Source organism: Rhodoferax sp. GW821-FHT10B06, from assembly GCF_059415605.1.
In genome coordinates this window covers 85,823-110,983 of sequence record NZ_JBWKNO010000012.1, presented here as the reverse complement: position 1 = coordinate 110,983, position 25,161 = coordinate 85,823, and the positions used below count along the sequence as shown (strand labels likewise).

The window sequence follows — 25,161 nt, the reverse complement described above, 5'->3', positions numbered from 1 at the left end:
TCAGGCCTCTTTACCAAACATGCCTGCCGGGCGCGCCAATAGCACGACGGCCATGACCACAAACACCACCACCGTCGAGGCCTCGGGGTAAAACACCTTGGTCAGGCCTTCGAGCAGGCCCAGCGCCAGGCCGGTCAGGATGGCCCCCATGATGGAGCCCAGGCCACCAATCACCACCACGGCAAACACGATGTTCAGCAGATTCGCCCCCATCAGCGGGTTGATCTGCATGATGGGTGCGGCCAGCACACCGGCAATGCCGGCCAACGCCACGCCAAAGCCATAGGTCAGCGTGATCATCAACGGGATATTGACCCCGAAAGCCTGTAGCAGCTTAGGGTTCTCGGTGCCCGCCCGCAGCAGCGCCCCCAGCTTGGTGCGTTCAAACAAAAACCAGGTGACGGCACAGATCAGCAGCGATGCCACCACCACGAAAGCACGGTATACCGGCAGGAACATGAAGCCCAGGTCCATGCCCCCTTGCAGCAGCGCCGGTGGGTCGTAGCTGGCACCCGAGATGCCGTAGAAGTGGCGGAACAAGCCCTCCAGCACCAAGGCCACGCCAAAAGTCAGCAGCAAGCCGTACAAATGGTCGAGGTGGTAGAGCCGTTTAAGCAGGGTTTTCTCCAGCAAGATCCCAAGCCCGCCTACGACCAGCGGCGCCAGCAGCAGCGCAGCCCAGAAATTGATTCTGAAATCAGTACCCAGCCACTGCGGCAGGTGCGCAAAGCCGATCCAGGCCAGAAAAGCCGCCACCATGAACTGCGCGCCGTGGGCGAAGTTGATGATGTTCAGCAGGCCAAAAATAATCGCCAGCCCCATGCTCAGCACCGCATAGAAGCAGCCATTGATCAGGCCAACCAGTAGTTGGGCCAGCAGAGCCTGGCTCGAAATATCAAACATGTGTGGAAGTCCTGCGGTGCGTGCACTGCGCCCACGTGGTGTGCGGGCGCAGTGCACAAAGCGGTTTTAGCCGGCGACCTGGCAAGCCGGGTTGATGGCCGGGTACACGTCCGCGCCCTTGAGTACAGACTTCACCTTGTAGTAGTCCCATGGCACTTTGGACTCAGACGGGCTCTTGACCTGCAGCAGCAGCATGTCGTGCACCAGCGCACCATCCTCGCGCAGCTTGCCGTGGCGGATCACGGCGTCGTCAATCGTCATCTTGCGCAGCTGGGCCATCACGGCTTTGGCATCGTCGGTACCCGCGGCCTGTATGGCCTTGAGGTAGCTCAGGGTGGCGGAATACACGCCGGCCTGGGCCGAGGTGGGCATGCGCTTTTGCTTCTCGAAAAACTTCTTGGACCAGGCGCGCGAACGCTCGTCAAAGTCCCAGTAGAAAGCCTCGCTCAAATACATGCCCTGGGCTTTTTCCAGGCCGATGCTGTGCACGTCCGAGATATAGGTCAGTAACGGGGCTACCACCTGCTTGCGTGTGATGCCGTATTCATTGGCCTGCTTGATGGCGTTGACGGTGTCGTTACCCGCATTGGCGAGCGCAATCACGTCGGCGCCCGAGGCCTGGGCCTTCAGCAGGAAGGACGAGAAATCGCCACCAGGAAACGGATGGCGCGAGCTGCCCACCACGGTGCCGCCGTCGGCCTTGATAACTTCGGATGCGTCTTTTTCCAGCGAATGGCCGAAGGTGTAGTCGGCGGTGATGAAGTACCACTTCTTCTTGCCGTCCTTCACCAAAGCCCGCGCGGTGCCTGCGGCCAGTGCATAGGTATTGGTGGTCCACTGCGCGGTCAAGGCATTGCATTTCTCGCCCAGGATGGCCGTGGCCAGGCCGGAAGACGGCATCACTACCCGGTTCTTTTGCTTGGCGATTTCCATCACTGCCAGCGCGGTGGAGGCGGTGGGAAAGTCCGTCACCATATCGACCTTGCCCTGGTCGAACCAGCCACGCGCCAGGTTGGCGGCCACGTCGGGTTTGTTCTGGTGGTCGGCAAACACCAGCTCGATCGGTTTGCCCAGCACCTTGCCACCCATTTCCTCAATCGCCAGCCGGGCGGCCGTGACCGAGCCCTGGCCCGACAGGTCGGAATAAATACCCGACAGATCGTTCAGCACGCCGATCTTCACCACGTCGTCGCTGACCTGGGCCTGGGCTACCAGCGCGGCACAGGCCGCCGCACATACCGCGAGTTTCTTGAATTGCATGGGGTACTCCAAAGTTAAGGAAAAGAGGAACGGGGAATTCAAATGCCGAGCAGCGCGTCCAGCCGGTCTTGCTTGGCCGCCACTTCGCTGCTAGCGATCACCTCCACCACCCGGCCGTGCTCGATCACGTAGTGGCGGTCGGCCAGATGCTTGGCGAAGCGGAAGTTCTGTTCCACCAGCACCAGGGTGAAGCCACGCGCCTTGAGTTCGCGTATTACCTGGCTGAGCTTTTGCACTATCACCGGGGCCAGGCCTTCGGTGATCTCGTCCAGCAGCAAGAGCTTGGCGCCGGTGCGCAGAATGCGGGCCATGGCCAGCATCTGCTGCTCGCCACCCGACAGGCGGGTGCCGGGGCTGGAGGCGCGCTCTTTCAAATTGGGGAACATGCCGTAGATCTGGTCCAGCGACATACCGCCCTCGCCCACCTTGGGCAGCAGCAGCAGGTTTTCCTCCGCGGTCAACGAGGCGTAGATGCCGCGCTCTTCCGGGCAATAGCCCAGGCCCAGCTGGGCGATGCGGTGGGTGGGCATGGCAATCGTCTCCTTGCCTGCCACCTGGATCGAGCCGGTGCGCTTGCCCACCAGGCCCAGAATGGCCCGCAGCGTGGAGGTGCGGCCTGCGCCGTTGCGGCCCAGCAGGGTCACGCATTCGCCGGCCTTGACATCGATGTCGATGCCTTGCAAGACATGCGACTCGCCATACCAGGCGTGCAGATCGCGGATGCGCAGCATGGTGGGCTCAGACATGTTCTTCCTCCGTGCCCATATAGGCTTCGCGCACCGCCGGGTTGACCGACACGCTGGCGTACGGGCCTTCGGCCAACACTTCGCCGCGCTGCAAAACGGTGATGGTGTCGCAGATGTCGGCCACCACCTTCATGTTGTGTTCGACCATCAGCACGGTGCGCTGGGCCGAGACTTTCTTGATCAAATCCTTGATGCGGTCCACGTCCTCGTGGCCCATGCCCTGCGTGGGCTCGTCCAGCAACAAGAGCTCGGGGTCCAGAGCCAGCGTGGTGGCGATCTCCAGCGTGCGCTTGCGGCCATAGGGCAGGTCGGCCGCCAGCAGGTGGACAGCGTCGTCCAGCCCTACCTGTTCCAGCAAGTCCATGGCCACTGGGTCCAGCGTGCGCAGGGTGGACACGGGCTGCCAGAAACGGTGGTCCAGGCCCAGCTTGCGCTGCAGCGCCACCTTGACGTTTTCCAGCACCGTCATCTGCGGGAACACCGCCGATATCTGGAACGAACGCACGATGCCCCGGCGCGCGATCTGCGCCGGCTTTTCGGCCGTGATGTCGCTGCCGTTGAACAGGATCCGGCCCGCGGTGGGAATGTGGAACTTGGTCAGCAGATTGAATACCGTCGTCTTGCCCGCACCGTTAGGGCCGATCAACGCATGGATGGTGCCGCGCCGCACCCGCAGGTTGACATTGCGTACGGCGACGAAGCCGCGAAACTCCTTGGTGAGCCCCTGCGTCTCAAGAATGATGTTGGTGTCCATGCGTGTCTTCGGCCGCTCGGTGGGTGGACTCTTAGAGCACGGACTGGTACTTGGCCGGACGGGTCTCCAGCGCCCTGGTCACGATGCGCTCAATCACGGCCCGCTCTTCGCCAACCAGCGGCAGGCGCGGACGGCGCATGTGCTCGGTACCCACACCGACCAATGCGTCGATGAGCTTGAGGTTTTGCACCAGCTTGGTGGATACGTCCAGGTGCAGCATGGGCGTCATCCACTGGTACAGCGCCAGCGCTTCGGCCCACTCACCCGCCTTCATCAGGTCGTACAGCGCCACGGTTTCGCGCGGGAAGGCGCAGCCCACGCCGGCCAGCAAGCCATCGCAGCCCAGCGCCAGGCCTTCATAGGCCAGGTCGTCCACGCCCAGGAACAGCTGGTAGCGCGTGCCCACGGTGTTGCGCAGATCAGTGATGCGGCGGATGTTGTCGGTGCTTTCCTTGATGGCGACGATCCATTGGCAGTCGACCAACTCGGCCATGTGCTCGGGCTTCAGGTCCACGCGGTAGGCCACCGGGTTGTTGTAGACCATGATGGGCTTTTGCGCGGCGTTGGCCATGGTGCGCACGTTGAGCATGGCTTCACGGGCATCGGCCACGTAGATGACGGACGGCATGACCATGAAGCCGTCTACGCCCAGCTTGTTGGCGCCCTCGATGTAGCGCAGGGCTTCGCGGGTGCTGGTTTCGGACACATTGGCCAGCACCGGGATGCGGCCTTTGGCTGCCTTCAAAGCAATGTCTGCGACCTGCAGCTTTTCTTCCAGCGTCAGGGTGCTGGCTTCGCCCAGCGAACCGCAGGTGACCAGGCCGTGGATGCCGTTGGCGATCTGGAACTCGATGTGCTTGGCCGTGCCTTCGGCATCGATGCTTTCATCGGCGTGGAACTTGGTGGTGATGGCGGGGAAGATGCCTTTCCAGCGGGGGAGCGTCATGGTGTGTGTCCTTGGTAAATGGGTGGTTGGAGAGCTGAACTGTAGCAGTCTTAATATATTAATGACATATTTAAAATATCTTGTTAGGGTTTTAAGCAGCTTGCGTGCCAGCTTTTTTTGGTCCAATGCACCAATGCAATGCAATTAATGGCTTGCCCACACCACCATGCCCAAACTCCCTGCCCCTCCTTTGCCCAAGCGCCGTGCAGCCGACATGGCCTACGACGCGATAGAGACGCTGATCTCCACCCTGCAGTTGGCCCCCGGCAGCCCGGTGGTGGAAGCCGATATCGTCGAGCTGACGCAGCTGGGTCGCACGCCGGTGCGCGAGGCGCTGCTGCGCATGGTGTCGATTGGTTTGATCGTGCAGCAGCCGCGGCGCGGCCTGCTGGTGTCGCACATCGACCTGGCCGACCACCTGGACGTGGTGCAAACCCGGCGGGTGCTGGAGTGCCTGATTGCCGCCTGCTCGGCCCGCCGGGCCACGGCCTTGCAGCGCAAGGACATCCTGCGCTGCGCCGACAAAATGGTGCAGGCCGCCACGCGCGGGAATCTGGTGGATTACATGGCCGCCGACCTGGCGCTGGACCAGGTGAACCACCAGGCCAGCCACAACCATTCGGCCGTCAAGGCCGTGGTGCCGCTGATCGTGCAGTGCCGGCGCTTCTGGGTCGCCTACCAGCACGAGGGCGACATCATGGAAGCTGCGCAGGCACACATGGATCTGGCCCAGGGTATCGCCACAGGCGACGAAGCCGCAGCCGTGGGCGGCGCCACCCGGCTGATGGACTATCTGCAGGGCTTTGCGCGGCGGGTCATAGACAACTAAATTGCTCCTATTTTTAACATCAAAAACAGGAGCGGCCTGCGCAGATAAAACCTGCGCTAGCGGCCTATTTCATGCCTAAAAATAAGCCTTAAATTGGCGATTTAAACCTCGTCCAACCCCTGGGCAAATCCCTGCGCCAGGGCCTGCCGCAGATAGTTCACAAACGCCGTCACGGCGCGCGGCACATGGGCGGTGTAGGGACGGATGGCGTACAGCTGGTCCGCATAGCCGCCGACCAGTTGCCAATCCGGCAGCACCGGCACCAGCTTGCTGGCACGCAGGCTGGCGGGCAGGCTGAAGTCCGGCAACAGTGCAATGCCCAAGCCGGTCACGGCCGCATCGCGCAGCGCCTCGCTGTTATTGGCCGACAAGACGCCCGACACCGGCACCGTCACCCGCGCATCACCCTGCGCAAAGGTCCAGGCCGGCGTGTCCTGCGCGCGCGGGTAGTGCAGGCAGCTGTGGTTGCGCAGGTCTTCGGGCCGCAGCGGGGTGCCACGCTTGCGCAGATAGCCGCGGCTGGCCACCAGCACCGAGCGGGTGGCGCACAAGGTCCAGGCCACATGGGTATCGGGCGGCGCGGCGGTGTGGCGGATCGCCAGGTCGAAACCTTCGGTGGCCAGGCTGGACAGGCGGTCGGACAGTTCCAATTCGAGGCGCACATCCGGGTATTCGCGCAAAAAGTCAGCCAACCTGGGCACCAGTTGCTGACGCGCAAACGCCACCGGTGCCGTCACGCGCAGCAGGCCGTGCGGCGCATCGGCCAGGTCGCGCACCTGGGCAAAGCTCTGGGCGATCTGCTCGAACGAGGCCCGGGTGTCGTCCACCAGGCGCTGGCCGGCCTCGGTCAGGCGCACACTGCGGGTGGTGCGGCGCACCAGGGGCACGCCGGCCATCTGCTCCAGGTCGGCCATGCGCTGGCTCATCGCCGCCTTGCTGACGCCCAGCCGCGCCGCCGCCGCGGTGTAGCTGCCCTGCTGGGCCAGCACGGTGAGCCAGTGCAAATGGCTCCACAGCTCGTTGATCTTTTGCTCGTTCATGGCCCTATTGTTCACCATTCTGAACAATCAATTCAAATTTTCGGCCTTGTAGCACAGGAGGCGAGTCCATAAACTGCAAGTCCGCACTACACAACGAGACACCTACCATGTCCTACACCGATAACACCGAAGTCGCCCAGTACATCCAGGGCCAACGCAGCACCGGCACGGGCACCCGCACTCAGCCCGTGTACAACCCCGCCACTGGCGCCGTGGCGCGCCAGGTGCGCCTGGGCAATGTGCAGGACGTGGACGCTGCCGTGGCGTCCGCCAAGGCTGCCTTCCCCAAGTGGTCCGATACGCCGCCGATCCGCCGTGCCCGCGTAATGTTCAAGTTCCTGGAGCTGCTGAACCTGCACAAGGACGAGCTGGCCCACATGATCACCGCCGAACACGGCAAGGTGTTCACCGACGCCCAGGGCGAAGTGGCCCGCGGCATCGACATCGTCGAATTTTCCTGCGGCATCCCCCAGCTGCTGAAGGGTGACTTCACCGACCAGGTCTCTACCGGCATCGACAACTGGACGCTGCGCCAACCCCTGGGCGTGGTGGCCGGCATCACGCCGTTCAACTTCCCCGTGATGGTGCCGATGTGGATGTTCCCCGTGGCCATCGCCGCCGGCAACACCTTTGTGCTGAAGCCCAGCCCCACCGATCCCAGCCCCAGCCTGTTCATCGCCGACCTGCTGAAGCAAGCCGGCCTGCCTGACGGCGTGTTCAACGTGGTGCAGGGCGACAAGGAAGCCGTGGACGCCCTGCTGGTGCACCCCGATGTGAAGGCCGTGAGCTTCGTCGGCTCCACCCCCATCGCCAACTACATCTATGAAACCGGCGCCCACCATGGCAAGCGCGTGCAGGCTCTGGGCGGCGCCAAGAACCACATGGTGGTCATGCCCGACGCCGACGTGGACCAGGTGGTCGACGCGCTGATCGGCGCAGGCTACGGCTCGGCCGGCGAACGCTGCATGGCCATCTCGGTCGCCGTGCTGGTGGGCGACGTGGCCGACAAGGTCATCCCCAAGCTGCTGGAACGCACTAAGACGTTGAAGGTGCTGAACGGCACCAATCTGGCCGCCGAAATGGGCCCTATCGTCACCGCCGCCGCCCATGCCCGCATCAGCGGCTACATCGAGCAAGGCATCAAGGAAGGCGCGACGCTGCTAGCCGACGGCCGTGGTTTTGACGGCAGCAAGGCCGGCGACGGCTGTGGCGAAGGCTTCTGGCTGGGCGGCACGCTGTTCGACAACGTCACGCCCGACATGAAGATCTACAAGGAAGAAATCTTCGGCCCGGTGCTGGGCTGCATGCGCGTGCCCGACTTCGGCACCGCCGTGCAACTGATCAACGACCACGAGTTCGGCAACGGCGTGGCCTGCTTCACCCGCGACGGCAACGTGGCCCGCGAGTTCGCCCGCCGCATCCAGGTCGGCATGGTCGGCATCAACGTGCCCATCCCCGTACCCATGGCCTGGCACGGCTTCGGCGGCTGGAAGAAGAGCCTGTTCGGCGATATGCACGCCTACGGCGAAGAAGGCGTGCGCTTCTACACCAAGCAAAAGTCCATCATGCAACGCTGGCCGGAAAGCATCGCCAAGGGCGCTGAGTTTGTGATGCCTACGGCGAAGTAAGCGCCACGGCGGAGTCCTCAGCTCCGCTATCGTAAATATAGCTGCCAGTGCAGGTTTTATCTGCACTGGCAGCTATTTTTGTTTGTGGAGTGGGTGTTTATGGGCACCCCCGGCCGGGATGTGCGCCCAGCGGCGCAGTGACTTTCTTTCGCGTCGCCGAAAGAAAGTCACCAAAGAAAGGGCGAGCCGAAGTCGCCTCGGGGCTAGGCGTAGATGGCGTTGTAGATGATTTCAGAGGACACGCGTTGCGTCCCATCCAGAGGGAATTGACGGGCCAAGTAAAGGGATATCTGTTCAGGAGACCATTTGCGTTTGAGGAGTGAGCAGACCTGAATAAACAAAGCCCCAGTGTGGACAAGTTTAGGTGCTGGACGCGAGCGCTTGCGCCTGCGGGTGCAGCGCTGCTGGGCAAAGGTGCCACTGTAAGCGGCTACAGGTGCATTGCGCTCAATCTCGCGGCTGACGGTAGAGGGCGAACGGTGCAGCATGCGGGCAATGGCGCGGATGCTAAAGCCTTGCTCTCGGTACTGCGCCAGCGCGATGCGTTCGTCTGGCTGCAGTTGCTGGTACTGGCGGGGTTTTGTCATTTCTGCACCTTAGTCGAATAAGGTGTTGCACTTCAGATTTGAGTCCGCCCTGCGCTAGAGCAGCTTTTTAATTTGAGAATACGGATGTGAAGTACGGGAGCCCTATGGCCGAGCGCCTGCCCACAGCACATCGCAACAGTGCAAGAAGCCTACAAGTCTCGGCTTCGTCCGCACAGACGCAGGCCCACAGCATGCCCAGGGTCGCGCGCCACGTTGCGGCGAATGCGGCCTTCTGCTGCCCATCATCGGCACGTGGTTGTAAGCGGGATAGGACCGAAGACAGTTTGCGAACCGGCGAAACCGCCGAGCTGCAAAACGAACGCTGAGTTTGAGGGGCTATGAATGAAGAGCATGTAGTTGTAGCCGTCGTGTACCAGCGGACCGCTTGCGCGAAGTTGAACAGCGGCAAGAAGCTCCTTGTCTGGAGGCAGCTTCGCAGCCACTGGAATGGTGCGGTCAACGCCCACCATAGTGAAGCACGCAGATAGCCGCTTCTGCACTGATTCAACGAAAACCCTCTCGTTGGCAGTGTGTGGCTCGATGGCCTTTTGAGCTTTCGCGCTCACAGCAAGAAGCGCAACCGAAGCGAAAAGCAGGTGGCGGGCGATCTGCATAGCTGGTGTAGAAAAATTAGGCATCGCTGTGCGTGCCATGACGCGAGTTCGGTTCAACGCGACTCCGCGCCTTTGGTGGGATGTAGACATACTTTTCTTGCTCCCCGGATTTATCCCGCCGCTGCGGCCAATCGCACCCGCTGCAATCGCACCAGCTAGCGAGATCACAGGCGTCCTTTAAGAAGTCGCCACCAGGCAAGTGACAACTTGCATCGCATGGTACGTCGCAGCCTACATCGCAAAAGCCACCTTGCGTACGGCTTGGTCGACCGCCAGCCTGACGATGCCGACGACAAGCAACACCGCACAAATAAGTTCTTTGCCGGATGAGTACCAGGCCGCCGAAAACGCCGTGGAGGCGCACCGCTCGATAGCCAAATGCAGAGCAACTGGCGCGACCTGTGTGCTTACCGTATGCGCAGCAGAAGCCTTTGTACGGAGAGACGTACTTCTGATAGGCACGAATGGAGGCTAGTAGCACACGGCGCATGTACGAAGATGCCTAACTTTTGACTTAGGCGGCCGGCCGAAGGTCAGTCCGCATGAATGATGGGATGGACTCCCCCGTTGTTTTGCGCAAGAGTTGCGTACTGATCTTCATTGGCGTGGGGAACAGTTCTTTCAACGTAAGGAGTCCGACATGCATGCTACTACCGTTGCCGTTGATCTTGCAAAGTCCGTTTTTCAGCTCGCGATTGCTGATGAACACTGGTGCGTGGTCGAAACCCAGCGCCTGACACGCACCCAGTTCGAACGCTGGTTTGCCAACCGTGAAGTGGGTCTGGTGGTGATGGAAGCCTGTGGCTCGGCCCACCACTGGGCGCGCTGGCTCAATGGCTTGGGCATTGAAGTTCGGCTACTGCCGGCCCAATACATCCGTGCTTACGTCAAACGCAACAAGACCGATGCCACCGATGCTGCGGCGTTACTGGAGGCGGCGCGTTGCGCCGACATTCGCCCTGTGCGCGTGAAGTCCGTGGAGCAACAGGCGCTGCAAGGCACGCACCGCATCCGCAGCCTGTGGATGGGCACGCGCACCAGCAGAATCAATGCCTTGCGTGGCTTCTGCCGGGAGTTTGGCATTGCAATTCCTGTGGGTGCACGTACCGGGGTGGAAGCCATCAGCCGTGTGCTGGCTGATCCCAACACGGCGGTGCCCGATCTGATGCGGGGCACGGCCAAATTGCTGATGGAAGAGATACGCCTGCTCGAAGCCCGCATTGCACAGTTGGAACGGGAACTGGCGGCACTGGCCCGGCTCAGCCCGGCATGCACCACGCTGCTGTCGATACCGGGTATTGGCTTGCTCACGGCTACTGCGCTGGTGGCAGCCACTTCGGGAGATGTGAGCCACTTCAAGGATGCACGGCATTTTTCCAGTTGGTTTGGCTTGACGCCCAAGGAGTACAGCTCCGGCAACAGCCGTTACCTGGGGCACATCTCCAAACGTGGAGATCGTTACCTGCGTATGTTACTCACGCATGGCGCACGCAGTGTGCTGCGCTCCTCCAAAGTGGCACAAGACGCCGGGCGGGAGGTGTGTGGTGTACGCCGCTGGGCGTTAGATGTGCAGGCCAGGGGCAACCACAACAAGGCAGCCTGTGCGCTGGCCAACAAGCTGGCTCGGATTTCTATGCCACGCTCAGGGACAAGAAGCCGTTTGGCGAACAAACCGTGCGCTTATCCAAAAAGGTCAGCAGGGAGAGCTTTGTGATGCCGGTCTGAGCAAGTATCCAAACAGCCGCTATCAAGAAAAACTGAACACCCATCACGCGTTGCGACGAGATTGATCGACCATCATGGCCAACCGAGTTCACCCCACACCGACAGATGCCGATCACTCTTCCGGCAGCTTGCCTGCCGCTTGTAACGACTGGCGCATCGGTGACGCAGATTCCATGTCGGCACGGAACACATACGGTCCCACTCTAGATGCCGGATATTTGAGCAGCAGGCGCTTCCCAAACAGCCAAAACATCGGTCAGTTTCTTGCGCTTGTAGGGGAGTCCATATAGGAAGGGCTAGGCCGCATTCTCACCTAAGCTCCTTGCGAATGACCAGCTTCAAGCCCGACCAGATTTCGCTCACAGCGCAGACCTTCACATCGACAAAGCCAAGCGGCAACGCTAACTCGCGAATTGTGTCTTCTGTAATGTCGGTCGTCATCTTCGACGCCTTCTTCGGCCAAGACACCCAGACAACCCCATTGGGTTTGATCGAACTTCGCAGCGACGCAAGCTCGGCCATCAAAACGACCTTTCGCTCGGAGAAGATGTGCACGATGTCAGTGGCTTGAGAGACAACCGACTCGAATATGGCCCCGGCGGGGACTGGCTCAAGCAATTGGCCGTAGTCGCTAGGCGCGTGTTTCGCGACGACGCGGCTGTTCGCCGCGATACCGAGCTTCTTAGCGAGAGGGGTTCCGGAATAGCCGGTGGGTGTCGCGCTCATATGCGACCTAACGTCTTATAGACCGAACCTGCGGGATATACCGGGCGATGCGGGATATTCTGAACACGGTTTCCTTCTGAAAGTGGCTTGCAGCCTACATTTTTAACGACGTTGCTGCACAAGCAGCCAAGTATAAAAATTCCGTGAAACCCGGCAGGCTTGTACTCGTGAAACTATAGCTTACGAAGACATGAAATCGGGGCGCTCGCAGGGCGCGGTTGTGACCGCGGGAACGCCAGGTAGCACAATCGCAGACAACTGTGGAGAGCGAGGCCCACCGTTGGCTTAGGACCCGTGGCCGACTTTGCCACTGCTCCGAAGCTGACCTTGCAACTCGCGCCTGCAAGACGAGGTGCAAGGCATCCTTTATGCAAGTATCCTGTAGGGCGGTTCCTTATAAATAGCGGTGGTGTAGCGATACTTGCCACCTCAACATTTGGAGTTCATATGCTTCCCAACACGCCTTTGCTCCTCGCTTTTGTTGGTGCCAGCCTGGTGTTGGCTATCACCCCCGGACCCGCCGTCGTCTACATCGTGGCCCGTACTTTGGCGCAGGGTCGCGCATGCGGTCTTGCATCCGTACTGGGCGTCGCGCTTGGCAATCTCTCCAATGCGTTGGGAGCTGCGCTCGGCCTGGCCGCCTTGTTCGCCGTGTCATCGGCCGCTTTCACCGCAGTGAAATGGACCGGCGCCGCCTACCTCGTGTATCTCGGTATTCGGATGTGGAGGACTGCGTCGCCAGTCGCCGATGCAACGCCGCAGGCGCTGGCGCAGCCCTTGCGGCGCGTCTTTCGAGATGGCTTCATGGTCGCGCTGCTGAACCCAAAAACCACCTTGTTCTTCGCCGCCTTCCTGCCGCAGTTCATGGACGCTCATGGCAACCCGCTGATGCAGACCGTTGTGCTCGGTGGTGTTTTCGTTGGTCTCGCTTGCTGCACTGACGTCATCTATGTACTAACGGCAAGTCTCGTCGCTCCGCGCCTGAAACGGGCTGCATGGAGCGGCCGCTGGGGTAACCGGCTCGCGGGAACATCATTTATCGGTTTGGGCGTGCTCACGGCCATGGGCACGCGCCCCGCGCGCTGACGCTCACGCTCATCCGCGCCGAACGGCCACTGCCGCCCAAGACTGTGTGAAAACACGCAAACAGTCCTGGCGCAATCGTAACGGCCGCCGGAACGCCCCCATGTAGGGCGCTTGCCAGCCTTTCTCCATGGTGCAAGAACATGCCTTCGTGAGGCACATTTAAGCCGTCCCACCGAACCTTGTTTGTTGTCGCCAATGCTGCAAATGCCACGAGAACCGGAGGCATCACAGAAACCTAGATGCTATTGAATTCAGAGCACATCACGCAGGCACATGCTGCGTCGGTCGCTCTTTTTCCATAAATTTTCCAGAGCGGGCGCGGGCGTCAGCAGCAGCTGCTCTACCAGGGGCAGCAAGGCCGTGGTGTCGGGGTTGACCAGCAGCAGCAGGCGCGGCTCGCGCAGCGGAGCGCCCTGCTCCACCACCTCGTCGAGCCGGCCCACCCAATCGAGGCTGCTCAAGGTGTTCAGCACAGGCTCCAGGTGCAGTGTGTCCACCTGCAAGGCCTGGCCCAGTTGGGCCATGGTCAGGCCTTTTTCGCCCCGAGACTGGGCGCGGCTGAGTTGCTGCAGAGCCTCAATGGCCAGCAAAAAATGCCAGCCATGGGTGGTCGCTCGGCGGGCCACACCCTGCAACAGGCTGGGCAGGTAGGCAGTAATCACCGCCCCCAGCAGCACGATCACCCAGGCCAGGTAGATCCAGATCAGCATGATGGGTAAGGTGGCAAACGCGCCGTACACCACAGAATAGGTGGGCACAAAGGCCAGGTACAGGGTTAGCAGGCGCTTGGCCACCTCGATGCCCAGGGACACAAAGATGCCGCCCACCCAGGCGTGGCCCCATTTAACGCGGGTGTTCGGCACAAAGCGGTACAGCGCCGCCATGCCGGCGGCCAGCAGGCCCATCTGCAACAGGCTGAACAAAAAGCGCACGCCACCGGGCAGGTTGTCGGCCAGGTCGCGCGAGGCCGACAGAACATAGGAAGTCAACGCCAGGCTGGCGCCCAATAGCAGCGGCCCCAGGGTGATGGCGGCCCAGTAGATCAGCACCCGCTGGCCCAGTGGCCGGGCGCGACGCACGCGCCAGATGGCGTTCAGCGTGCGGTCTATGGTCAGTATCAAGGCCAGGGCGGTGAACAGCACCGCTGCCAGACCTACGCTACCCAGCTTGCTGGCCTTGCTGGCGAACTGGGTCATATAGCCGAGCACCTGGCGCGCAATGCTGTCCGGGATCAGGCTTTGCACCAGCCAGCGCTGCAGCACGCTTTGCACCGTGCCGAACATGGGAAAGGCGGTAAAGATGGCCAGCGCCACGGTAAAGAATGGCACCAGGGCCAGCGAGGTGGTGAAGGTCAGGCTGCTGGCCGTCAGGCCCAGGCGGTCCTCACGGAAGCGCTCACGCAAGGTATGGGCGGTGGTTTTCCAGGGGAATTGCGACAGATCTTTGAGAAACTGGTCAAAACGCTGGGACAGGCGGACAAGGCGGGGGATCAAGCGGGGAGCTAGGCGGGAAATAAGGCGGGTAGGCATGGCCGCTATGATGCCATCGCTATGCCTACGAACATCCAATCTGTGCAATGGAGCCGCGCCGTCGCGGTAAGTAGCCTGCTGGGCCTGATTGTGCTCAGCCTGGCATGGGAGCTGGTGCTGGCGCCGCTACGCCCGGGCAGCGTGGTGCTGGCCCTGAAAGCCCTGCCCCTGTGCGTGCCGCTGATCGGCCTGCTGAAGAACCGCATGTACACCTACCGCTGGGTCAGCCTGATGGTATGGCTGTACTTCACCGAAGGCGTGGTGCGCGCCTATAGCGACGCCGCACCCAGCCGCTGGTACGCGCTGGCCGAGGCACTGCTGTGCGTCTGTCTGTTTGCCGCCTGCGCGCTGCACGTACGCCTGCGCTTCAAACATGCCAAGGCCGCGGTCCCGGCAACTTAATTTTTCACTTCCTATGCAAAACCTGCTTGAAAGCCTGCGCCAGGCCGTTGGCGCGCAATATGTACTGACCGAAGGCGACCTCAGCGCCTATGAGAACGACTGGCGCAAACGTAGCCGCGGCAAGTCGCTAGCCGTGGTACGCCCGGGCAGCACGGCCGAGGTGGCTGCCGTGGTCAAGGCCTGCGCGGCCGCTGGTGTCAGCATCGTGCCCCAAGGCGGCAATACCGGCCTGGTGGTCGGCAGCACGCCCGACACCTCGGGCAAGCAAGTGGTACTGAGCCTGCAGCGCATGCACGCGGTGCGCGCCATCGACGGCGCCAACCTGACCATGACGGTAGAGGCCGGCTGCATTCTGCAAAGCCTGCAGGAGGCGGCAGACAAAGCCGGCTTTCTGTTTCCGCTGAGTCTGGCCGCCGAGGGCAGCTGCACCATAGGCGGCAACCTGGCGACCAACGCCGGTGGCACCCAGGTGCTGCGCTACGGCAATGCGCGCGAGCTGTGCCTGGGCCTGGAAGTGGTCACCGCCCAGGGCGAAATATGGGACGGCCTGAGTGGCCTGCGCAAGGACAACACCGGCTACGACCTGCGCAACCTGTTCGTCGGCAGCGAAGGCACGCTGGGCATCATCACCGCCGCCACCATGAAGCTGTACCCCCAGCCCGCCGCCCAGCTCACCGCCTGGGCCGCCGTGCCCAGCCTGGACGCAGCCGTCACGCTGCTGGGCCTGGCGCAGCAGCACCTGGGTGCAGGCCTGACCGGCTTTGAGGTGATGGGCCAATTCGCCCTGAGCCTGGTGGCCAAACACTACCCGCAGCAACGCGTGCCGCTGTACCTGGACACGCCCGCCGCCGCGCCGGGCCGCCCCAAGCCAGGCGCAGCCCCCTCGGGGGGCAGCGAACCACACGAAGTGGGGAGCGTGGGGGTACCCTACTGCGTGCTGCTGGAGAACTCGGACAACGAGTCCGAAACCCATGCCCGCACCCAGTTCGAAAGCCTGCTGGAACTGGCGCTGGAGCAAGGTTGCGTGACCGATGCTGTGGTGGCCGAGAACCTGGCCCAGGCGCATGCCCTGTGGCATGTGCGCGAAAGCATCTCCATGGCCCAGGCCGAAGAGGGGTTGAACATCAAGCACGACATCTCCATCCCGGTGTCGCGCATCCCCGCATTCGTGCGCAGCACAGACCTGCTGCTGCAAGAGCGCATACCGGGTGTACGCCTGGTCAACTTCGGCCACCTGGGCGACGGCAATCTGCACTACAACGTGCAGGCCCCGGCCGAGGGTGACCCGGCCCAGTTCCTGCGCGAGAAGGAAGGCGAGGTCAACACCATCGTCTTTGACGCAGTGGTCGCGCACGGCGGCTCAATCTCGGCCGAACATGGCGTGGGCAGCCTGAAGGTGGGCCAGCTGGAGCACTACAAATCGCCGGTGGCGCTGCAGCTGATGCGCGGCATCAAACAGGCGCTGGACCCGCAGAACATCATGAACCCAGGCCGGGTGGTGGTCCCATAAGGTCTTGGCGGGGGACTTAAAATCGCGGTCTTATGACCCGCCCCATCCGCTCCCAATACGAAGATTTCATGCGCCTGGTGCATACCACCGGCGTGGCCAAGACCGACCGCACCGGCACCGGCACGCGCAGCGTGTTCGGCCACCAGATGCGCTTTGACCTGAACGAAGGCTTCCCCCTGGTCACCACCAAGAAGGTGCACCTGCGCTCCATCATCCAGGAGCTGCTGTGGTTTCTGCAGGGCAGCAGCGACAACAACTGGCTGAAGGAACGCGGCGTCAGCATCTGGGACGAATGGGCCCGCCCTGACGGCAGCCTGGGCCCGGTGTATGGTGTGCAATGGCGCAGCTGGCCCAAGCCTACCCCTGAAAATCCGGGCGGGCATATCGACCAGATCGCCGAAGTCATCAAGACCCTGAAGACCAACCCCGACAGCCGCCGCATCATCGTCAGCGCCTGGAACGTGGCCGACTTGGACAAGATGGCGCTCATGCCCTGCCATGCATTCTTCCAGTTCTACGTGGCCCCTTCGACAGGCTCAGGACAGGCCAAGCTCAGCTGCCAGCTGTACCAGCGCAGTGCCGATATCTTTTTGGGTGTGCCCTTCAACATCGCCAGCTATGCGCTGCTGACGCACATGGTGGCGCAGCAGTGCGACCTGGCGGTGGGCGACTTCATCTGGACCGGTGGCGACTGCCACATCTACAGCAACCATGTAGACCAGGTGAACGAGCAGCTGAGCCGCACGCCCTACCCCTACCCGACGCTGCATATCAAGCGCAAGCCGGCCGACATCTTCAGCTACGAGTTTGAAGACTTCGAGGTGCTGGACTACCAATGCCACCCGGCCATCAAGGCGCCGGTGGCGGTGTAAGCATGGCCAAGCTGCACCTGATTTTTGCGCGCGCCGCGAATGGCGTGATCGGCGTAAACGGCGCCCTGCCCTGGCATCTGCCGGAGGACATGGCGCACTTCAAGCGCACCACGCTGGGCTGCCCGGTGATCATGGGCCGCAAGACCTGGGATTCGCTGCCGCCACGCTTCCGGCCGCTGCCGGGGCGCGTGAATATCGTGGTGACGCGGCAAGCCAATTGGCAGGCCGAAGGTGCACTGCGGGCTGGCTCCATCGCGGACGCCGCGGCCCTGTGTCCAGCGGATGCCGATGCCTGGGTGATAGGCGGCGCCGAGATCTATGCGCAGGCCTTGCCGCTGGCACAGACCGCCGTGGTCACCGAGATCGGTGTGGCGTTTGACGGCGATGCATTCGCCCCAAGCTTCGGCCCCGAATGGACCGAGACCAGCCGCGAAGCGCACACCAGCAGCACGGGCCTGCCGTTCAGCTTTGTGCGCCTGCAGCACGGCGCTTAAAAAACTAAATTTTTGATAGCAGCTAGCGCAGGTGGAATGTGCGCTAGCGGCCTAAAAAGCTTAGAGTTTTTTAGCGCTGCTGGGTCTTGCCACTGTCGTCCGACAGCACGATTTCCACGCGGCGGTTCATCTGGCGGTTCTGCGCCGTGTCATTGGCCGCCACCGGATAGGCTTCGCCATAGCCACGGATGGCCACACGCTCATTGGCCACCCCCATACCTTGCAAGGCGCCACGTACCGCATTGGCCCGGCGTTCCGACAACTCCTGGTTGTGCGCCGATCCACCGGTGCTGTCGGTAAAGCCCTCGACCAGCACCTTGCGCTGCGGGTTCTGCTGCAGCACGTCGGCCAGCTTTTGCGCGGTGCGCATGCCGTCCGGCGTCAGCCTTGCCTGGTCGGTGCCAAACAGCACGTCGCCCAGGGTGATGACCATACCGCGCTCGGTTTTCTTGGCGGCCAGGTCGGCGAGCTGGGCTTCGAGCTGGGCGTTGCGGGCCTGGGCTTCGGTGGCGATGCGGCGGGCTTCGTCGGTCTTGCGCTGGGCATCGGCGGCATCGCCTTGGGCGACCAGTGCATTTTGCTGGGCTGCAAGCGCATTGGCCTTGGCCTGGTCGGCTTCGTTCGAGCGTTGCTGCAGGCGCAGTGCGTCGCTTTCCTTACCGGCCTTCACGACATCGGTTTCGGCCGCCTTCTGGACAGCGGCTTCACGTGCCAGCGCGATCTTCTGCTTGGCCAGGTAGGCCAGCTGATCCACCTTTTCCGGCTTGTCCTTGTGGTCGGCCGAGGCATTGGCCTGGGCCAGCGCATCGCCGGCCTGCTTCAGTTCCAGCGGGGCATAGCGGTTGACATCGGAATTGGCTTGGGCCGACTGGTAGTCGCTGCGGGTTTGCTCCAGCAGGCTGGTGCTGGTGGGCAGGGAACTGCAAGCGCCGAGCAATACAGCAAGGGCCAGGGCGACGGGGGTGGCGTAGAGTTTTTTCATGGTGTTCTTTCTTGGGATTTACTTGCTGGCGCGGTCGAGTTCTTCACGCAGAACGCGCACGCTGTCTTGCATCGCATCAGCGGCCGCCTGCGACTTGGCTGAGTTGGCTTTACCCTGGGCCAGCTTGGCATCGGCCTGGGCCTGGTTCGCCAGCACCGCGGCCAGCTTGTAGTCCTTGTTGTCCATGGCCTTTTGGGCGGCGGTCATTTTTTCGCGGGCCGAGGCCATCTCCAGCGGAGCGAACTCTGCCCCGCCGGCACCGGCTGCGTTGTCTACCGCGGCTTTGGATACCGCGACATCGGCGGTGGCCGGGGTTTTCATGCTGCTGCAACCAAACAGCAGTGCCAGGGCAACAGCACTCGCGGCCAAGGGCCAGTTCATTTTTGTCATAGAGATCTCCAGTGGAAAAAGGGAATTCAGAAAGCCTGCGCCTGGCCGTCGGTAGACAGACCATGCGTTACGTGCCTTGGCAAAACCAGCTTGCCTAGCGCATTGGGAATGGCCTCGATATGCACCACGGGGGCGCTGCCGGTGACCGCGCCAAACATGGTGGCAAAGGCCGAATCGGCGGCGTCGCGGCCTATACCCAGGCGCACAAAGCCCATGGGAACGGCTACGCCAGAGGCGTCAAAGATGTACCAACGGTCACCCAGAAAGACCTCCACATAGGCGTGGAAATCGGTCGGGCCCAGGGTAGGGTCGGCACCGTAGTCGATGCCGGTGGTGAAGCGCGCCGGAATGCTGACGGCGCGGCACAGCGCGACCATCAGATGCGCGAAGTCGCGGCACACGCCAACCCGGTCCACCAGGGTGTCGATAGCCGTGGTGTTGCCATCGGACGAGTTGGAACGGAAGTTGATACGGCTGGTGACCCAATTGTGGATGGCCTCAACCCGGCTGTAGCCAGGCGGCAACTCGCCAAATTCATTGATGGCCAGGCGGTGCAGGCGGTCGGATGGGCAGTAGCGGCTGGGGTATAGGTACTGCAGCACCTCGCCCGGAATATCGGCCACACCGACCTCAGGGATGTTCTCTGGCAGCGCGGTGAAATGGGCCAGCTCCACCGTCGCCTCGTAGTGCACGTTCAGCGCGCCGGTGGTGGCGGTCAGCCGCAGATAGCGGTTTTGCGTCACGGGGTCGGTATACAGCTTATGGGGTACGGGCTGGCTGATCTTCAGTACCTCCGCCACTACCGTCTGGTGCGAGGTCTGGGCCGCATGGATATTGAAGATGAAATCGCACGCAGGCGCCGTGATGGCGTAGTCCAAGCTGATTGAAAACTGGAGCCGTACGGCAGGAGGCTTGGAAGGAATCTGGGTGGTGGTCATGGTGGTGCGTTGGTATGCGGCCAGTCTAGGCAGAAGCCCCCAGGCCCAGAAGCGGACACCAACGCGGCCTACGGTAGGACAAGCACAACAAGCGACCATAGCCAAGCGCCTACATGGTTTAGCTTTTTTGCTTCATTTTCTATAGCATCCAGGGCTTGCCATATATGCAACGCAAGGCGCGACCAAAGACCTTGAACAGGTTCCAAACGCAAAAAAACCACCCGCTGGCTGTACCAAGGGGTGGCGGGTAACGCGGCGCGGTCAGATGGTCCTATCCGCGCGCGCGAAGGCGCTACTTCTTCAGGGTCATCTGGTTGTTGACGCTGTGCACATCTTCCACGGCGCGGGCCACCTGCAATGCGCGGTCGATCTGGCCCTGGTTGTCCACAAAGCCGCTGAGCTGGACCTCGCCCTTACGGGTCACCACAGCAATGTCGAAACTCTTCACGCTTTCGTCGGCCAGCAGTGCGGCCTTGACGCGGGTGGTGACGATGGCGTCGTCCACCTTGTTGCCCACCGTAGTGTCGCTGGCCTTCATCGTCATTTTGTTGTCTATGGTCTTGACGCCCTGAACCCCCTTGACGATGGCGCTGATGCGTTCGACCTGGGCCAGGTTGTCCACAAAGCCGCTGAGCTGCACCTCGCCCTTGCGGGTTTCCACTTTGACGTCCAGGCTCTTCACTTCGGGGTCGGCCAGCAAGGCAGAACGCACGCTGGCTGTGACCACGGTGTCGTCGATCTCGGTGCCCACGGTGGTGTTGGATGTGCTGGCAGCCGTGTCTACCGGTTTGCTGCAGGCCATGAGGGACATGGAGATGGCTGTGGTCAACAAGACTTTGGAGGCGTAACGTTCTAATTGGGTCTGCATAAGGTCTCTTTCTGATCTCGGATAAATGCCGTTCTGGTCACGGCGAGCTATGCAATGATTGTTGGCCGGCAGCTGGCAAATTTGTATCAGTTCAGGGGCGGCCTGCCTGTAAGCCGACTCCTACACACGCTGCTCTGTAGGCAACGTCTGACAGCGCCGAGCGCCCGTGGCTGGTAGGCTATGGCGACCATTTACGCGACGATGCAGCCAGATGAATACCGCGCCCCCTGCCACCACTCCCTTGACGGCCCGCAGCAGCTGGAAACTGATCACCCAGGTGGCGCAATCCTGGGTGAATGACTACGCGTCCAGCATGGGTGCGGCCCTGGCCTACTACACGCTGTTTTCACTGGCACCCATGTTGCTGATCGCCATCTCGGTGGCCGGTCTGGTGTTTGGCGAGACCGCTGCGCGCGGTGAGATCGCGGCGCAGCTGCAGTCCTTCATGGGCGACCAAGGCGCTGCCGCCGTGCAGAGCCTGCTGGTCAGCGTGCACAAACCGACAGAGGGCACGCTGGCCACGCTGCTGGGCCTGGCCCTGCTGTTCATCGGCGCCACCTCGGTATTCGGCGAACTGCAAAACGCGCTGAACCGCATCTGGCGCGTGCCTGCGCAGGGCACCACGCGTGGCTGGATCGCGCTGGTGCGGGCGCGCCTGCTGTCCTTCGGCATGATCCTGGCCATTGGCTTCTTGCTGATGGTGTCCCTGGTAGTCAGCGCCGGGCTGACCGCCACCGAGCGCTGGCTGGAGCCGGTATTCGGCGGCTGGTTCCTGGTGGCCGCCGTGGCCAATGCGGTGGGTGGCTTTGCCCTGGTAGCCGCCATGTTCGCCCTGATTTACAAGCTCATGCCCAACGCCCGCGTAGAATGGAAGGACGTATGGATTGGCGCTATCTTCACAGCCTTGCTGTTCACCGTGGGCAAGTCGCTGATCGGCCTGTATGTGGGTCGCAGCGGTGTGACATCGGCCTACGGTGCGGCGGGCTCGCTGGTGGTGATCTTGCTGTGGGTGTACTACTCGGCGCAGATCTTTCTGCTGGGCGCCGAATTCACCTGGGGCTATGCCAATACCTTCGGCTCGCGAGCAGCCACGGCCATTGCATCAACGCGCAGCCAATAGGCGCTGCACACCCACGTCCAGCCCGCCCATGAAGGACTCCACCGCGCGGGTATAGCCACTCTCCAACCCCAATTGCTGGTTGATATCACGGTGTGACAGATCTTGGCCCAGCACGCTGGCGCGTACACCCAGCGCGGTGGCCCGGCCCACAAACTGCCGTGCCTGCGCGCATGAGTCGCTGCGCCGGGTGGAACATACGGCCAGCAGCGGAGCCGCGGACGTCTGCAGCACATCTGCTGGCGACACCTGACGCCAAAACACAGGGTCGCTGCCAAAAGCCGTGTCGTACAGGCGCATATGCCGCGCCTGCATGATCTGCACCACGTCCAGTGCCGCACTGTCCAAGGCCACCGTACCCAGCCAGGGGCGCACGCCCGGCGCCAGGGTCGGCGCGGCGTCCAATAAGGCCACCAAATGCGCCCCGGCCGAATGCCCAAGCAAGATGAACTTGCCAGCGTCGCCACCCCAGCCCGCCGCCTGCTGCTGGGCCACGGCCAGGGCGTGCGCCACGTCCTGGGCCTGCACCCGCACATCGGCCTGCGGCAGCATGCGGTAGTTCACCGACACGAAGATAAAGCCCTGGCCCACCCAGCGCGCCAGCTTGTTCTGCACCACCGTCGCCGCGCCCTTGTCCCCCACCCGCCAGGCCCCACCGTGCACCATGAACAGCACCGGTGCCCCCACCGGCTGGGCCGGCAGGTAGACATCCATGCGCTGCAGTGCATCCGGGCCATAGGCCACATCGCGCAGCACGCGGACGCCGGCAGGCAGCGTCACCGTGCCCACTGGGCCGTCGTCCTCCAGGCCCTGCTCCTGCTGCACCGCGCGCCGCTCCAGCAGGCGGTCGCGCAGCAGGCCGGCCTGGGCGGCGGCGCAAAATGCCAGCAGACAAACACCGGTTCGCAGTACCAGCCAAAGCAAAGATGGTGGGTTCATAAACGGCCTCATACGGTTTGGCTCACCAATGCAGCAAGCATGCCAAGTTGCCACTGGAACTCGGGCTCAAAAGACCCGCGTTCGGCCACCGCCGCATAGCCACCCTGAGCGTAAACCGCAGCGTATGCAGCATAGCTGGCTGCCTCCAATGCCTTACCTTCGATTGCCTTGGCTACAGCGTAGGTGGCAGAAACTGCGGCATGGCCACAACCGTCGATTGACTTGGAGCCTTGATGGTGGTTTGCCAAACGCGCGGCTTCGACGACAAGCTCACACCAACCGTCGCGATCGACAGACCCGGACAAATAGGCACCGAGCCCGCGCAGGCATTTCTCCACATCTGGCTCTTCGAGCAGGTGCTTGATCCGCATCGCGCAGGCATACCCAAACGCGAGCCGCAAACGCTCGTTGGCAGGCTCATGCAGAGCGACTTCTTTTGCGAGTTGATCAAGGGCGTGGTTCATACGACGCTCCCAGAAGGGGTGTCAGGATTACGCTGCAGCTTGCCTAACGAAACGCATCCACCCCACGGCAGTTGCGCCTGTTAACGATGCAGCAATCGGCCGAACAGTGTGCCATGAAAGCCCAACCACAGGAGTCACTTCACCGTGCACACCAAGCGGACGGGCAGCTTCGTGCTACGCGCCACGTCGCCGCGCACCACCCCGGTTTGCACATTCACCACCCAGCCATGCAAGAACGCCAGGCGGTTGGCGTTCTGCTCCGTCACGCCCTTCTGGATGTTCTTGTAGTCGTAGGGGTTGACCGACCTGCTATCGATGCTGGCCGAGGCCGTCCAGTACCACTCCGGCGGCGCCGAGGGAAACAAGGCCTTGGCCCCCTGTGCCGCAGCCTCGCCTTTGCCGATCAAGTGCTGCAGCTCCTTGACACCCGGTACACGCCAACATGCGTCGTCTGCCTTGGCACGCGCGCTCGCCAGCACGCGCGCTTCGGCATAGCTGACGAGCTTGGGATCGCCCACACAGGTTTGACCGCTCCACTGCATACCCTCCACACAGCGCGCCCACGCCAGCCTGCTTTGCATGTCAAACACAAAGCTGCCGTCCTTGGACACCACCAGGCTGGGCGATTCCTCCGGGCTGGCTGCCTGGGCGGACTGCATGGCGACGAAGCACAGCAACGAGGCAGCGACGTGGGAGTAATAGTGCATACGCATTGTCTGGTTGGAGCTGCTTCACAAAATCCTGCACACGCAGAGCAACAAAGTTTCTGGAAACCCCGCATCCAAGCGATGGGCACTATGGCGCGGGCATTTTTTGCGCAGAATATTCCGCACCCAATTTGCTCTTATTTTCGTAGCCTCTTACCCATGTTTTCCTTGCGCTGAGTCAGGTTTTGTTTAATAAACCAATTGCCGCATCCCTGTGCCCCTATGCACGAAAAAGACTGTTCACCCTAAGAATCAGTTCAAGGGCTTAAGGCTTACGCCACAAATTGATTGCGAATTTCATCAGAAACACCCCGACGGCGCCTAGCAGCATGGCGGGCAGCAGGATACCCGAGCCATCTGCCTCCACGCCGCCAGCAGTGTGGCTTGGCATTGCCGCGGAGTTTGGTGCGTATTCGGCGCTGAAGTAGAAGTGCAGTGATATGAGCAGCAGCCACATGGCCCAACCGAGCACTGCGGCAGCGAGCCCTCCAACGACCACCGAGATTTTGCGCAATGCAAGTTCCTTTCAATGCCTCAACGTAGTGGTGTTATGCAAGATCTCAGGTACGCCTACTTCAGCTCCGCATAACTCATCTCACCGATCTTCTTTGCCAGCGTATCAATACCAAGCCATGCATTTCGATAGTAGTCTTCAACGGCGTAGTTTTTGCCTTGATAGGCAATGACTGCCTTGATCTCATCTTTGCCTGCAAAAGCGCCGGCCAGGAATCTGGCTGCATCTCCCCGGGCTACGTACTCTTTGATGGTGAGGTTGGCGTAATTCACCTTAGAAACTTTGCGCCCTGCCTTACTCGCAGCCTCGTTGTAGCCCTCAACAATGAGACTCGGAATGGTGGACTTAACCGCACAAGTACCGCAGTCAATTGTGACCTGCAGCGCTGGCACTTCAGCCACTAAAGGAGTTGGCTGCGCGCCAACGCCAGTACCTGCGTTTGTGTTTGTAGTTGTTGGGGACGTGCTGGCACAACCAGAAACAAGAATGGCAACAGATGCGACCACTATGCCAACGTTATTTTGAATGCTCAAGAAGATGCTCCCGGTAGAGGTGGTAACGAATAGATTAATGAAGCCTAAAAATAGCGCT

29 protein-coding genes are annotated in these 25,161 nt (G+C 61.8%); 9 read left to right on the top strand and 20 right to left on the bottom strand.

The window, feature by feature from the left end; translation table 11 throughout:
• The 5 genes from AC07O2_RS18200 to AC07O2_RS18180 all read right to left on the bottom strand — a co-directional run bounded on the left by AC07O2_RS18200 (position 1) and on the right by AC07O2_RS18180 (position 4,609).
• A complete protein-coding gene (locus AC07O2_RS18200) occupies positions 1–903 on the bottom strand; it encodes a branched-chain amino acid ABC transporter permease (protein WP_116603797.1) in 903 nt (300 codons plus the stop codon).
• 66 nt (positions 904–969) lie between these two features.
• Positions 970–2,163 carry an ABC transporter substrate-binding protein gene (locus tag AC07O2_RS18195; protein WP_495077156.1) on the bottom strand — a complete coding sequence of 398 codons (1,194 nt, stop codon included), beginning with the start codon at positions 2,161–2,163 and terminating at the stop codon, positions 970–972.
• A 38-nt stretch (positions 2,164–2,201) separates the two neighbouring features.
• A complete protein-coding gene (locus AC07O2_RS18190; protein WP_495077155.1) occupies positions 2,202–2,909 on the bottom strand; it encodes an ABC transporter ATP-binding protein in 708 nt (235 codons plus the stop codon).
• On the bottom strand, positions 2,902–3,663 hold the full coding sequence (locus AC07O2_RS18185) for an ABC transporter ATP-binding protein (RefSeq protein ID WP_495077154.1): 762 nt from the start codon (positions 3,661–3,663) through the stop codon (positions 2,902–2,904). Before AC07O2_RS18185 ends, AC07O2_RS18190 begins: the two co-directional genes overlap by 8 nt.
• A 31-nt stretch (positions 3,664–3,694) precedes the next feature.
• The gene (locus AC07O2_RS18180; protein WP_495077153.1) at positions 3,695–4,609 is read right to left on the bottom strand and encodes a dihydrodipicolinate synthase family protein; all 915 of its coding nucleotides are present in this window, start codon (positions 4,607–4,609) and stop codon (positions 3,695–3,697) included.
• A 166-nt stretch (positions 4,610–4,775) separates the two neighbouring features.
• On the opposite strand from AC07O2_RS18180, the gene AC07O2_RS18175 reads away from it, so the two are divergent.
• Positions 4,776–5,438, top strand: a complete 663-nt coding sequence (locus tag AC07O2_RS18175) for a GntR family transcriptional regulator (protein ID WP_495077152.1) — start codon at positions 4,776–4,778, stop codon at positions 5,436–5,438.
• Positions 5,439–5,539: 101 nt separating this feature from the next.
• Here the strand turns inward: AC07O2_RS18175 and AC07O2_RS18170 are convergent, their stop codons facing one another.
• The gene (locus tag AC07O2_RS18170) at positions 5,540–6,478 is read right to left on the bottom strand and encodes a LysR substrate-binding domain-containing protein (RefSeq protein WP_315231119.1); all 939 of its coding nucleotides are present in this window, start codon (positions 6,476–6,478) and stop codon (positions 5,540–5,542) included.
• A gap of 107 nt (positions 6,479–6,585) precedes the next feature.
• Here AC07O2_RS18170 and AC07O2_RS18165 point away from each other — a divergent pair, with 107 nt between their 5' ends.
• The gene (locus AC07O2_RS18165; RefSeq protein ID WP_495077151.1) at positions 6,586–8,106 is read left to right on the top strand and encodes a CoA-acylating methylmalonate-semialdehyde dehydrogenase; all 1,521 of its coding nucleotides are present in this window, start codon (positions 6,586–6,588) and stop codon (positions 8,104–8,106) included.
• Between the two features lie 203 nt (positions 8,107–8,309).
• Here the strand turns inward: AC07O2_RS18165 and AC07O2_RS18160 are convergent, their stop codons facing one another.
• From AC07O2_RS18160 to yidD, 3 genes are all read right to left on the bottom strand, one after another.
• A complete protein-coding gene (locus AC07O2_RS18160) occupies positions 8,310–8,693 on the bottom strand; it encodes a transposase (RefSeq protein WP_495077150.1) in 384 nt (127 codons plus the stop codon).
• A gap of 242 nt (positions 8,694–8,935) precedes the next feature.
• Positions 8,936–9,307: a hypothetical protein gene (locus AC07O2_RS18155; protein ID WP_495077149.1), complete on the bottom strand. Its 372-nt coding sequence runs from the start codon at positions 9,305–9,307 to the stop codon at positions 8,936–8,938.
• 16 nt (positions 9,308–9,323) lie between these two features.
• Positions 9,324–9,797 carry a membrane protein insertion efficiency factor YidD gene (yidD, locus tag AC07O2_RS18150; protein WP_495077148.1) on the bottom strand — a complete coding sequence of 158 codons (474 nt, stop codon included), beginning with the start codon at positions 9,795–9,797 and terminating at the stop codon, positions 9,324–9,326.
• A gap of 150 nt (positions 9,798–9,947) precedes the next feature.
• Here yidD and AC07O2_RS18145 point away from each other — a divergent pair, with 150 nt between their 5' ends.
• Positions 9,948–11,021, top strand: coding sequence for an IS110 family RNA-guided transposase (locus AC07O2_RS18145; protein ID WP_495077147.1), 1,074 nt, complete (start codon positions 9,948–9,950; stop codon positions 11,019–11,021).
• A gap of 320 nt (positions 11,022–11,341) precedes the next feature.
• Here AC07O2_RS18145 and AC07O2_RS18140 read toward each other — a convergent pair whose 3' ends face one another.
• Positions 11,342–11,758: a DUF3052 domain-containing protein gene (locus AC07O2_RS18140; protein ID WP_495077146.1), complete on the bottom strand. Its 417-nt coding sequence runs from the start codon at positions 11,756–11,758 to the stop codon at positions 11,342–11,344.
• Between the two features lie 447 nt (positions 11,759–12,205).
• On the opposite strand from AC07O2_RS18140, the gene AC07O2_RS18135 reads away from it, so the two are divergent.
• On the top strand, positions 12,206–12,844 hold the full coding sequence (locus tag AC07O2_RS18135; RefSeq protein WP_495077145.1) for a LysE family translocator: 639 nt from the start codon (positions 12,206–12,208) through the stop codon (positions 12,842–12,844).
• Positions 12,845–13,095: 251 nt separating this feature from the next.
• Here AC07O2_RS18135 and AC07O2_RS18130 read toward each other — a convergent pair whose 3' ends face one another.
• Positions 13,096–14,373: a YihY family inner membrane protein gene (locus AC07O2_RS18130; RefSeq protein ID WP_495077144.1), complete on the bottom strand. Its 1,278-nt coding sequence runs from the start codon at positions 14,371–14,373 to the stop codon at positions 13,096–13,098.
• Between the two features lie 21 nt (positions 14,374–14,394).
• On the opposite strand from AC07O2_RS18130, the gene AC07O2_RS18125 reads away from it, so the two are divergent.
• Genes AC07O2_RS18125 through AC07O2_RS18110 form a run of 4 tightly spaced genes read left to right on the top strand, consistent with a single transcriptional unit; the run spans position 14,395 to position 17,651 of the window.
• Entirely contained in the window at positions 14,395–14,775 is a 381-nt protein-coding gene (locus tag AC07O2_RS18125; protein WP_495077143.1) for a DUF2069 domain-containing protein, read from the top strand.
• A gap of 13 nt (positions 14,776–14,788) precedes the next feature.
• The gene (locus AC07O2_RS18120; protein ID WP_495077142.1) at positions 14,789–16,285 is read left to right on the top strand and encodes an FAD-binding oxidoreductase; all 1,497 of its coding nucleotides are present in this window, start codon (positions 14,789–14,791) and stop codon (positions 16,283–16,285) included.
• A 32-nt stretch (positions 16,286–16,317) separates the two neighbouring features.
• Positions 16,318–17,157: a thymidylate synthase gene (locus tag AC07O2_RS18115; RefSeq protein ID WP_495077141.1), complete on the top strand. Its 840-nt coding sequence runs from the start codon at positions 16,318–16,320 to the stop codon at positions 17,155–17,157.
• Positions 17,121–17,651, top strand: coding sequence for a dihydrofolate reductase (locus AC07O2_RS18110; protein ID WP_495077140.1), 531 nt, complete (start codon positions 17,121–17,123; stop codon positions 17,649–17,651). Before AC07O2_RS18115 ends, AC07O2_RS18110 begins: the two co-directional genes overlap by 37 nt.
• A gap of 70 nt (positions 17,652–17,721) precedes the next feature.
• Here the strand turns inward: AC07O2_RS18110 and AC07O2_RS18105 are convergent, their stop codons facing one another.
• From AC07O2_RS18105 to AC07O2_RS18090, 4 genes are all read right to left on the bottom strand, one after another.
• Positions 17,722–18,633, bottom strand: coding sequence for an OmpA family protein (locus AC07O2_RS18105; protein WP_495077139.1), 912 nt, complete (start codon positions 18,631–18,633; stop codon positions 17,722–17,724).
• Between the two features lie 18 nt (positions 18,634–18,651).
• Complete coding sequence (locus AC07O2_RS18100; RefSeq protein ID WP_495077138.1) at positions 18,652–19,023, bottom strand: DUF4398 domain-containing protein; 372 nt, start codon at positions 19,021–19,023, stop codon at positions 18,652–18,654.
• 26 nt (positions 19,024–19,049) lie between these two features.
• Positions 19,050–19,961, bottom strand: a complete 912-nt coding sequence (locus tag AC07O2_RS18095; RefSeq protein WP_495077137.1) for a transglutaminase-like domain-containing protein — start codon at positions 19,959–19,961, stop codon at positions 19,050–19,052.
• Positions 19,962–20,253: 292 nt separating this feature from the next.
• The gene (locus AC07O2_RS18090; protein WP_495077136.1) at positions 20,254–20,829 is read right to left on the bottom strand and encodes a BON domain-containing protein; all 576 of its coding nucleotides are present in this window, start codon (positions 20,827–20,829) and stop codon (positions 20,254–20,256) included.
• A 211-nt stretch (positions 20,830–21,040) separates the two neighbouring features.
• On the opposite strand from AC07O2_RS18090, the gene AC07O2_RS18085 reads away from it, so the two are divergent.
• On the top strand, positions 21,041–21,949 hold the full coding sequence (locus AC07O2_RS18085; protein ID WP_495077135.1) for a YihY/virulence factor BrkB family protein: 909 nt from the start codon (positions 21,041–21,043) through the stop codon (positions 21,947–21,949).
• Here AC07O2_RS18085 and AC07O2_RS18080 read toward each other — a convergent pair.
• The 5 genes from AC07O2_RS18080 to AC07O2_RS18060 all read right to left on the bottom strand — a co-directional run bounded on the left by AC07O2_RS18080 (position 21,932) and on the right by AC07O2_RS18060 (position 25,103).
• Positions 21,932–22,885 carry an alpha/beta hydrolase gene (locus AC07O2_RS18080; protein ID WP_495077134.1) on the bottom strand — a complete coding sequence of 318 codons (954 nt, stop codon included), beginning with the start codon at positions 22,883–22,885 and terminating at the stop codon, positions 21,932–21,934. The two genes, AC07O2_RS18085 and AC07O2_RS18080, sit on opposite strands and share 18 nt — an antisense overlap.
• 8 nt (positions 22,886–22,893) lie before the next feature.
• Positions 22,894–23,349, bottom strand: coding sequence for a hypothetical protein (locus AC07O2_RS18075; RefSeq protein WP_495077133.1), 456 nt, complete (start codon positions 23,347–23,349; stop codon positions 22,894–22,896).
• 134 nt (positions 23,350–23,483) lie between these two features.
• Complete coding sequence (locus tag AC07O2_RS18070) at positions 23,484–24,056, bottom strand: Lcl domain-containing protein (RefSeq protein WP_495077132.1); 573 nt, start codon at positions 24,054–24,056, stop codon at positions 23,484–23,486.
• A 265-nt stretch (positions 24,057–24,321) separates the two neighbouring features.
• Positions 24,322–24,570: a hypothetical protein gene (locus AC07O2_RS18065; protein ID WP_495077131.1), complete on the bottom strand. Its 249-nt coding sequence runs from the start codon at positions 24,568–24,570 to the stop codon at positions 24,322–24,324.
• A 56-nt stretch (positions 24,571–24,626) separates the two neighbouring features.
• Complete coding sequence (locus AC07O2_RS18060) at positions 24,627–25,103, bottom strand: hypothetical protein (protein WP_495077130.1); 477 nt, start codon at positions 25,101–25,103, stop codon at positions 24,627–24,629.
• Positions 25,104–25,161 lie beyond the last annotated feature (58 nt).

Coding starts and splice junctions, on each gene's coding strand:
- AC07O2_RS18200 (WP_116603797.1), bottom strand. CDS start 903: ATGTTTGATATTTCGAGCCAGGCTCTGCTGGCCCAACTACTGGTTGGC.
- AC07O2_RS18195 (WP_495077156.1), bottom strand. CDS start 2,163: ATGCAATTCAAGAAACTCGCGGTATGTGCGGCGGCCTGTGCCGCGCTG.
- AC07O2_RS18190 (WP_495077155.1), bottom strand. CDS start 2,909: ATGTCTGAGCCCACCATGCTGCGCATCCGCGATCTGCACGCCTGGTAT.
- AC07O2_RS18185 (WP_495077154.1), bottom strand. CDS start 3,663: ATGGACACCAACATCATTCTTGAGACGCAGGGGCTCACCAAGGAGTTT.
- AC07O2_RS18180 (WP_495077153.1), bottom strand. CDS start 4,609: ATGACGCTCCCCCGCTGGAAAGGCATCTTCCCCGCCATCACCACCAAG.
- AC07O2_RS18175 (WP_495077152.1), top strand. CDS start 4,776: ATGCCCAAACTCCCTGCCCCTCCTTTGCCCAAGCGCCGTGCAGCCGAC.
- AC07O2_RS18170 (WP_315231119.1), bottom strand. CDS start 6,478: ATGAACGAGCAAAAGATCAACGAGCTGTGGAGCCATTTGCACTGGCTC.
- AC07O2_RS18165 (WP_495077151.1), top strand. CDS start 6,586: ATGTCCTACACCGATAACACCGAAGTCGCCCAGTACATCCAGGGCCAA.
- AC07O2_RS18160 (WP_495077150.1), bottom strand. CDS start 8,693: ATGACAAAACCCCGCCAGTACCAGCAACTGCAGCCAGACGAACGCATC.
- AC07O2_RS18155 (WP_495077149.1), bottom strand. CDS start 9,307: ATGCAGATCGCCCGCCACCTGCTTTTCGCTTCGGTTGCGCTTCTTGCT.
- yidD (WP_495077148.1), bottom strand. CDS start 9,797: ATGCGCCGTGTGCTACTAGCCTCCATTCGTGCCTATCAGAAGTACGTC.
- AC07O2_RS18145 (WP_495077147.1), top strand. CDS start 9,948: ATGCATGCTACTACCGTTGCCGTTGATCTTGCAAAGTCCGTTTTTCAG.
- AC07O2_RS18140 (WP_495077146.1), bottom strand. CDS start 11,758: ATGAGCGCGACACCCACCGGCTATTCCGGAACCCCTCTCGCTAAGAAG.
- AC07O2_RS18135 (WP_495077145.1), top strand. CDS start 12,206: ATGCTTCCCAACACGCCTTTGCTCCTCGCTTTTGTTGGTGCCAGCCTG.
- AC07O2_RS18130 (WP_495077144.1), bottom strand. CDS start 14,373: ATGCCTACCCGCCTTATTTCCCGCCTAGCTCCCCGCTTGATCCCCCGC.
- AC07O2_RS18125 (WP_495077143.1), top strand. CDS start 14,395: ATGCCTACGAACATCCAATCTGTGCAATGGAGCCGCGCCGTCGCGGTA.
- AC07O2_RS18120 (WP_495077142.1), top strand. CDS start 14,789: ATGCAAAACCTGCTTGAAAGCCTGCGCCAGGCCGTTGGCGCGCAATAT.
- AC07O2_RS18115 (WP_495077141.1), top strand. CDS start 16,318: ATGACCCGCCCCATCCGCTCCCAATACGAAGATTTCATGCGCCTGGTG.
- AC07O2_RS18110 (WP_495077140.1), top strand. CDS start 17,121: ATGCCACCCGGCCATCAAGGCGCCGGTGGCGGTGTAAGCATGGCCAAG.
- AC07O2_RS18105 (WP_495077139.1), bottom strand. CDS start 18,633: ATGAAAAAACTCTACGCCACCCCCGTCGCCCTGGCCCTTGCTGTATTG.
- AC07O2_RS18100 (WP_495077138.1), bottom strand. CDS start 19,023: ATGACAAAAATGAACTGGCCCTTGGCCGCGAGTGCTGTTGCCCTGGCA.
- AC07O2_RS18095 (WP_495077137.1), bottom strand. CDS start 19,961: ATGACCACCACCCAGATTCCTTCCAAGCCTCCTGCCGTACGGCTCCAG.
- AC07O2_RS18090 (WP_495077136.1), bottom strand. CDS start 20,829: ATGCAGACCCAATTAGAACGTTACGCCTCCAAAGTCTTGTTGACCACA.
- AC07O2_RS18085 (WP_495077135.1), top strand. CDS start 21,041: ATGAATACCGCGCCCCCTGCCACCACTCCCTTGACGGCCCGCAGCAGC.
- AC07O2_RS18080 (WP_495077134.1), bottom strand. CDS start 22,885: ATGAACCCACCATCTTTGCTTTGGCTGGTACTGCGAACCGGTGTTTGT.
- AC07O2_RS18075 (WP_495077133.1), bottom strand. CDS start 23,349: ATGAACCACGCCCTTGATCAACTCGCAAAAGAAGTCGCTCTGCATGAG.
- AC07O2_RS18070 (WP_495077132.1), bottom strand. CDS start 24,056: ATGCACTATTACTCCCACGTCGCTGCCTCGTTGCTGTGCTTCGTCGCC.